Here is a 7,431-nt window from a genome sequence, read left to right on the forward strand (position 1 = left end):
AAACTTATAATTTTTTTATAGGGCTTATTGTCGCAATGATTACTTCAACGAATTTAGTAATGGAAGCAAAAATAAACACCGTTAAAGGATTTATTTCCGCAAGTAATGTTCCAACAAATGCTCCAAGTGGCATAGCCAGTCGTGTAAACATCCTTGAAAATCCGAGAACTCTCCCCAACATTTCTTTAGGAACTGTTTCCTGTCTTACAGTAGAGACAATCGAATTCCACCCTACATTACAACAAGTCGCTATCCCAAAAGCAATACCTGGAGCAAGCCAAAAATCACTTATTAGTACAAACAATAATCCAAAGGCACCAATAGCAAGTAGACTTTGGATGAGAAGCCCCCTTCTAACCTTTCGTTCAAGAGGTACAATGATTAAACTACCGAGTAACCCTCCTACACCGATTAGTGTATAGTTAATCCCGCTCATTTCAGAACTCAAATGAAGATCTGATAATAAATAATACATAAAAATTGCTAAAACCGCACTTCCACCAAAATTTCCGATCATCGCTTGTAAAGACAAGGAAAAATTTAATTTGTTATTCACAAGCCATTTAAAACCTTCACTTGTTTCTTTAAAAATATGTTTTTTTATTGGATTCTCATGACTTGTTCTTGGAAACTTCCATACGATAATAAAAGTAGCAAGGAATGATATAGAATTGATCCAAAGAGTATTAAAGCCTCCAATAAGTGCTATTGTCACACCAGCAATAGCTGGACCTAATAAATTGGCAAGTTGATTGACAAGCTGATAGCCTGAATTAGCACGAGTTAATTCTTTTTTAACAAGATCCGGGATCGATGATACAGTAGCAACATCAAATAGCAATGTGAGTATGGCTAAAATAAAACCAGCTACATACAATTGCCATAACTGAAGAAGCTCACAGAAATACAAAATAGGAATCAATCCAACTATTACCATTCTAATTAAATCTGTGATTAACATTATCATTCGTTTATTCCATCGATCCACTGCCACACCAATAAATGGTCCAAATAATACAACAGGCAGAACACTCATCACATATAGCGATCCCATGATTTTCACTGAACCAGTTAAGTGAAACGAAATCCATGGAATGGCTAATGTAAATAAAGAATCCCCTAATCGATTTATAAATAGACCGAACAAAAAGTGAATTTGGGTAGAAGGCAACTTTAATTTTACGTATAACGCAATTAAAGTTGAAATTCTTTCCTTTTTTTCATATTGAGGTAGCAATCAAAACATCCTTTCACATTTGCCAACCTCTCTTACATTATGAATCTCCGTACAACCCTTCGCTATGATTATTTTACCAATTTTACCTTAAATTGTAAAATTAAACTGACTAGTAATTTTTTTCACTAGAAGAATAAGTTTTAAGTCTTTATAATCCAGAAACTCAAGGAATTAACAATACTAAGTAATTTGGAAAAAACAACTAAAATAAGAAATAAATTTATCCAAAATTCACCAACATAATTACTCAATAGTAATTAAAAATTAGTTCTAATCATGACGTATCTACTAATAATCACAAGGAGATAGAGTAATGAAACAAAATGAAAGAAGGTTAATTGAGATAGTTAGAGAGAATGAAATGATAGTAAAGGTACTTGATATATTACAAGAACTTAAGGATGCTCCAAACTGTTATCTAGGTGCAGGTGCAATTACTAATACAATTTGGAACTACCTATCAAATTATCCTCTGACATACGGCATTTCTGATATAGACATTGTTTATTTTAATAGCGGTCATCTAGAACCAGAATACGAGGAAACAATCAGAATCGAATTGATTAGTAAATTAGGCAACTTTCCATATAAATTAGACGTAAAAAATCAAGCTCGTGTTCATCTATGGTACGAGAAAAAGTTTGGCTTTCCTATTAAACCGTATACATCAGTAGAGGATGCTATAAATAGCTGGCCAACAACTGCTACTGCATTAGGGATGAGAAAAGAGGAAAACGATATTTATAAAATATATTCTCCGTATAGTCTAGATGATCTATTTTCCATGATAGTTAGACCTAATAAACGTATGATTACTAGAGAAATATTTGAGGTTAAAGCAGCTAAGTGGAAGAGCAAGTGGCCTGAACTAACTATTATTTCTTGGTAATATAATTATTTTACAGAAAGCAATCGTAAAGAAAAAAAAGAATGAGAACGTTTCCTAAATTTATAAATATCAATAGTAGTAATATGAATATAAAAAATAAAGATTGACTATAAGTATACGGGAGATTAGAAAATCTAAATGTTGATTTCTCAATCTCCATTGAAATAACTTTTTAATTGATATTATACGAATACTCAGGGAAAGAAAGGCTTAAAGAAGCGTCTACTTCTACTTTTATTGGATGAATAGAACATGCTAACTGAGTTGGGAACCAAGGTCTTCCTACCTTAGTTATAACAAAAACACCATTTTCATCTCCATAAAAAGAGAAGTTATCTGAAGCTTGTTTATAAATGTTATTTATTGATTGCAAGGAGTTAATAAAAGAGTTTATGTTACTTACAGGCATACCGATTTCTAATATTCTGGTATCTTGGTTCTTTAAAAATTCAATGATATTGCCTTGTGGATCATAATAATATACTTGTTTTCTTTTCCATAAACCTGATTCAAATTCCTGTTGACCATCGGAATCCTTTATTGGCTCAATACTTTGGTTTATTTTTTCCATTAGGATTGGATATAGTAACTCATTTATTCCGAATGCAAAATGGTAAAAAGTATCTTCTTTTGTATTTTCCAGAGTGAGAAAGATGTTTTCTAGTCTAAGTGTAAGCGAAAAATGGTTTTCCCTAATTACAATAAAATTTAAGAGATCCTGATAAAATTTTTTCAACTCACTAAGTTTATTTGTCTTTAAATATAAATGTTTAATTTCCATTTAAATATCCCCTGCTTTATTAATTAATTATGCATATAGATGCTCTAAAATTATTTTAAGTAATATAGTTAAGAAAAAAATCAATAATTAGTAGGAAACTTAAATAGACTTTTGATTGAGTAATAAACAGTTATAGCTGCTTAATGCTCTTAAAAGAGACCTATTTCCAGATGAACCAGATAAGATTATCAAACTATTGAAACTCGTTTTAGTAGGGTATGACTTGTGTTCTTTGTGGAAGTACTTCTGTTAAGATGTAATGGAAAGTATAAAACTCGCCAAATCTTTCTTTGTAAGAATTGCAATAAGACATCAAATGTTATGACGAATACACCATTCTCTAGCTTTCGTTATTCTGATAAATGGTTTAAATATATGGAGATGAGATGATGGTTGAAGGCTATTATTTATTGCGCAAATTGTTAACTAGCTTAAATTACACATCTCAACAGCTTTCTATTGGGGAACATAAAATACTGAATGCCCCCTATGTTCGTTAGACTTTGAACTACTACAGGTATAGTTGAAAGATACAAGACTTTCTTTCATGAGTCTTGTAATGGTCGAAATGTTGAAATGCTAAGAAGTGCATAAAAAAACCTCTACGAAAGAGGAGTTTGTATTTTTAAAACTTCAAATTTCTTTGTTTGAAAATTAAGGACACAGTTAATATCAACAATCCAATGCCAATAATTAAATACCATCCCCTACCGTCATAAGAGATCATAAGGATTAGCTCCCAAATATTTGCTGGACCTGAATTGGGACTATCAGTATGCGGATATTTGAATATAAAAGGTAATGTACCTAAAAACGTTAAAACAACTCCTAAAATCATTGACAAAACAGAGAATATTTTCATAGACACTCCCCTTCACTTTTGTATTACTTTATCATATTTCAGATAATTAAAACCATTTTCTGATTCATTATACTTGTTCAAAACAACAAACTAAGTAAAAAAATATTTCGTGGTGTACACAGATTGTGACACAATTAGATGTTTATTAATCCAACAGGTTTTCAAGATTTCCCCATAAAAGTAAAAAAGAAAATATGGATAAGGCAATGTGAATAATAATACCAAAAAATGCTCCATCCTTTTCTTTGATCCTTATAAGTTCCAATTATACTTAGGATTAACCCTCTTGAAATTTAAAAACCAAACTAAGGTACTCATAATGAGAAAATTATTGTGGAAGTTTAAATAATGTTTTTTTATTTCTAAGAAAAATCAAAAGTCACTCCGGTTAATTTTTCCGATGTTTCCCAGAGTTTTTTCATCAATTGTTCATCATATACACCTTTTTTAACCTGTTCAATTGCAGGATAGCCTTTAATATTTCCTAGACCATTTGGTCCGATATATTCTCCTCCTTTTAAGCTATCTTCTGTTGCGGCAAATATAGAAGGCAGTGCTCCCTTCTCTGCTGGTTGGAAAAGGATTTTCATCAGTGAAGTTAAATATCTTGGTGTCTGATTGCCTATTTTTACAAGGTTTGTCGCAGAAATTCCTGGATGACAAGCAATACTTAATGTATGAATTCCATTCTGTTTTAATCTTTGGTCTAGTTCTTTAGAAAAAAGCAAGTTTGCAAGTTTACTTTGACCATAAAACTTGATCGCTTTGTACCTTTTTGAGCCATCTAAGTTATTAAAATAAATGGATGCTCCTCGATGAGCAATACTGCTTAGTGTAACTACACGGGATCCTGATGTATTTTTTATTACAGGTAACAACAATCCCGTTAATGCAAAATGTCCTAAATGATTGCTACCAAATTGTAATTCAAAACCATCTACCGTTTTTTGATAAGGCGGAAACATTACGCCCGCATTATTTATAAGGATATCTAAAGAATTGTATTTATTTATATATGCATCAGCAAAATCTCTCACACTCTTTAAGTCGGAAAGATCCAGTTTCATTACTTCTAATGATGCATTTTGATTTGTTTCTTTAATGGCTTGAAGAGCCTCATTGCCTTTTTGGAGATTTCGAACTGCAAGGATCACAGTAGCTCCTTGTTTTGAAAGTGATTTAGCTGATTCCAATCCGAGCCCACTATTTGCACCTGTTATGATAATGTTTTTGCCTTTTAATTCTATACTGACCAAAATATCGCACCTCGATTTTATATATTTATTTTTTCATTTTAAAAGCTTCAAAGAAAATGATAAGTTAAATTGGATTAATTTATAACTTAGATAATTAGAATTGTCAAAATAATAGATGTATATTATAATTTGAAACTATATATTAAGCTATATTTATATTATCTAAAATACTAAATATAGAAATGAATGACCAATATTAATGGTGTCTGAAAAGACTTAATAGGGAATCTGGTGAAAATCCAGAACTGTACCCGCAACTGTAAAATGCTGACGAATTAAGCATATCCACTGTCTTAGAACGGGAAGGGCTTATAGTAGGAAGAAGCATAGTCAGGAAACCTGCCATTTTTATACGTATTATCTTCTTCGGGAGTTGGGAAGATATGACGAGGGACTCTTACTAATTACAGTAAACTAGTACTGTTTTATTGATTTTTCCACGTTATCTAACCCATCTCTTTGATGGGTTTTTTGTTGTCTAAAAAATTTTTAGATTATGATTTTCCCATTCCCGAAGTTTGGCAAGGCTGATCTTATTTAAGGAAATGAGGAAATGGTATGGAAGAAAAATTATCTACTAGTATTTCTAGAACAATCCAAACAAAGCTTGTATTACCACCGGATACGAATCATATGGGAACAATCTTTGGTGGGACGGTGCTAGCCTACATTGATGAAATAGCCGCAATAACAGCAATGAAACATAGTAAAAAGGTGGTTGTTACAGCATCAATAGATACGGTGAATTTTTTATCATCTGCAAAAGTGGGAGATATATTAACTTTGGAAGGGGTAGTCATATCGACAGGTAGGACATCGATGGAAGTGTATGTGAAAGTAGAGTGTCAAAATATAGAAACAGGTGGAAGAACATTAACCACAACAGCAATCCTTACGATGGTTGCAGTAGATAGTGAAGGCGTACCAACTCCTGTTAATGGGATTGAGCCAGAAACAGAGGAGGAAAAAACTTTATACTTAACGGCAAAAAAAAGAAAAGAGAGAAGATTGAAAATCCACGAACTTTAACATGTGAGGCTTTCCACTCTCACCTATTTCCACTAGCCTTACTAAACCTTATGATTACTAATTTATTGAACTCATAGTTTGAAATAGTTTATAATTTCATTAAATATGTTACCTAACCTTTTAATGAGAGGAGTATCCAAATCATATGAAAAAAAAGTCGCTAAATAATTTATCAATTGGGTATGGGTACTCAACTGCTGTTTTTTTCTAGATGTCATTTTAAGGGGTGAAGTGTGTCCAAAAATGACTTTATATAACACAGCAGTAAATTAAAATGATGAGGTAATAAAATGAACGATAAAAAAATTATTAGAACGAATCCTGTCGGGATGCCTGAACCTGTTGGAAAATATACTCATATTACCAAAATACCAAGAAATGCAGAACTTTATGTGACATCTGGTCAAATTGGAATGGACATCAATGGTTCGATTCCAGATAATATGAACGAACAAATTAAGAATACTTTTGAAAATATACAAAAAATATTACAATCTGAACATTTATCTCCTGATAATATTATCAAGGTCAATATTTGGGCTACTGAAGATATCGATTGGCAACAACTATATTCTGAGTGGGAGAAATTATTTGGAAACAATTATCCCGCAATGACAATTGGATATATCGTTAAGTTAGGATTACCGCAAATAAAAGTAGAAATCGAAATCTGGGCTGCTAAGATTTAAAATCATACACTTCACCCAAACCTATGCAAATTCTTTTTGCGTAGGTTTTTTTCATTAAACTGATCTAACAATGTATATCTACGTTTTGCAAATTATTTTCGATCCGCTTCGGTACCTAACCCTTTTGATTTAACTGTACTCCTTATTCAGTTACATATATTTCTCATATTTTGTATAGTAAAACTTATAATAGTTAACAATGACTATATGGTCTATTTTATTAAGGAGGTACTTTTTATTGAAAAATAATAAATATGGGTTGCTTTCATTGTTGTTCTTTATCATTTTTTTTTATTAATTATTATTTTCCTTCCGAATATCCAGAGCGGCCACTTCCTCTCACTCAAAGAATCATCGGATTAATACCTCTGATTTTAAACTTTGTAGGTATAGGCATAGGTATAGTTGCTATAAAAAAAGATAAAATTAGAATATTCGGTTTGATGGGACTAATATTAAATTCTCTTATCGCTTTATTGTTTTTGGCATTTTTTATCTCATTTGGTCCTGGGGGATATGTTATAGAGTATGTTCTAAAGTTCTTCCATTGAACTACCCCCACCTACTTTGTGATATGCTCCCCTTTAAGTAGACAGATTAAAAAATAAAAATCTGTTTACTCAAGGGGAGTATTTATTTTGTCTAAAAGGGCTTATCCTGTAGAGGAAAAATTGAAGATATTAAAGGC

At 31.7% G+C, this 7,431-nt stretch carries 7 protein-coding genes, 1 pseudogene and 1 riboswitch; of the genes and pseudogenes, 4 read left to right on the top strand and 4 right to left on the bottom strand.

The window, feature by feature from the left end:
- Positions 1-4: 4 nt before the first annotated feature.
- Complete coding sequence (locus tag ACFSO7_RS12380; RefSeq protein WP_377877647.1) at positions 5-1,207, bottom strand: MFS transporter; 1,203 nt, start codon at positions 1,205-1,207, stop codon at positions 5-7.
- 343 nt (positions 1,208-1,550) lie between these two features.
- On the opposite strand from ACFSO7_RS12380, the gene ACFSO7_RS12385 reads away from it, so the two are divergent.
- The gene (locus ACFSO7_RS12385) at positions 1,551-2,126 is read left to right on the top strand and encodes a nucleotidyltransferase family protein (RefSeq protein ID WP_377877617.1); all 576 of its coding nucleotides are present in this window, start codon (positions 1,551-1,553) and stop codon (positions 2,124-2,126) included.
- A gap of 172 nt (positions 2,127-2,298) precedes the next feature.
- Here ACFSO7_RS12385 and ACFSO7_RS12390 read toward each other — a convergent pair whose 3' ends face one another.
- Entirely contained in the window at positions 2,299-2,907 is a 609-nt protein-coding gene (locus ACFSO7_RS12390; protein WP_377877618.1) for a VOC family protein, read from the bottom strand.
- 136 nt (positions 2,908-3,043) lie between these two features.
- Between ACFSO7_RS12390 and ACFSO7_RS12395 the strand changes: the two are divergent.
- Positions 3,044-3,480, top strand: a pseudogene (locus tag ACFSO7_RS12395) (transposase); the annotation flags it as partial.
- 52 nt (positions 3,481-3,532) lie between these two features.
- On the opposite strand, the gene ACFSO7_RS12400 reads toward ACFSO7_RS12395, so the two are convergent.
- Both ACFSO7_RS12400 and ACFSO7_RS12405 read right to left on the bottom strand, forming a co-directional pair.
- Positions 3,533-3,769 (bottom strand): hypothetical protein, encoded by a 237-nt coding sequence (locus ACFSO7_RS12400; protein ID WP_377877619.1) that lies wholly within the window; start codon positions 3,767-3,769, stop codon positions 3,533-3,535.
- A gap of 362 nt (positions 3,770-4,131) precedes the next feature.
- Positions 4,132-5,025: an oxidoreductase gene (locus tag ACFSO7_RS12405; RefSeq protein WP_377877620.1), complete on the bottom strand. Its 894-nt coding sequence runs from the start codon at positions 5,023-5,025 to the stop codon at positions 4,132-4,134.
- A 183-nt stretch (positions 5,026-5,208) separates the two neighbouring features.
- A riboswitch (cobalamin riboswitch) is annotated at positions 5,209-5,386 on the top strand.
- Between the two features lie 197 nt (positions 5,387-5,583).
- Here ACFSO7_RS12405 and ACFSO7_RS12410 point away from each other — a divergent pair.
- Both ACFSO7_RS12410 and ACFSO7_RS12415 read left to right on the top strand, forming a co-directional pair.
- On the top strand, positions 5,584-6,054 hold the full coding sequence (locus ACFSO7_RS12410; RefSeq protein WP_377877621.1) for an acyl-CoA thioesterase: 471 nt from the start codon (positions 5,584-5,586) through the stop codon (positions 6,052-6,054).
- A 290-nt stretch (positions 6,055-6,344) separates the two neighbouring features.
- Positions 6,345-6,743: a RidA family protein gene (locus ACFSO7_RS12415; protein ID WP_377877622.1), complete on the top strand. Its 399-nt coding sequence runs from the start codon at positions 6,345-6,347 to the stop codon at positions 6,741-6,743.
- The last annotated feature ends 688 nt before the right edge of the window (positions 6,744-7,431 follow it).

The organism is Bacillus sp. CGMCC 1.16607, assembly GCF_042683745.1.
Classification (GTDB): Bacteria; Bacillota; Bacilli; order Bacillales; family Cytobacillaceae; genus Pseudoneobacillus.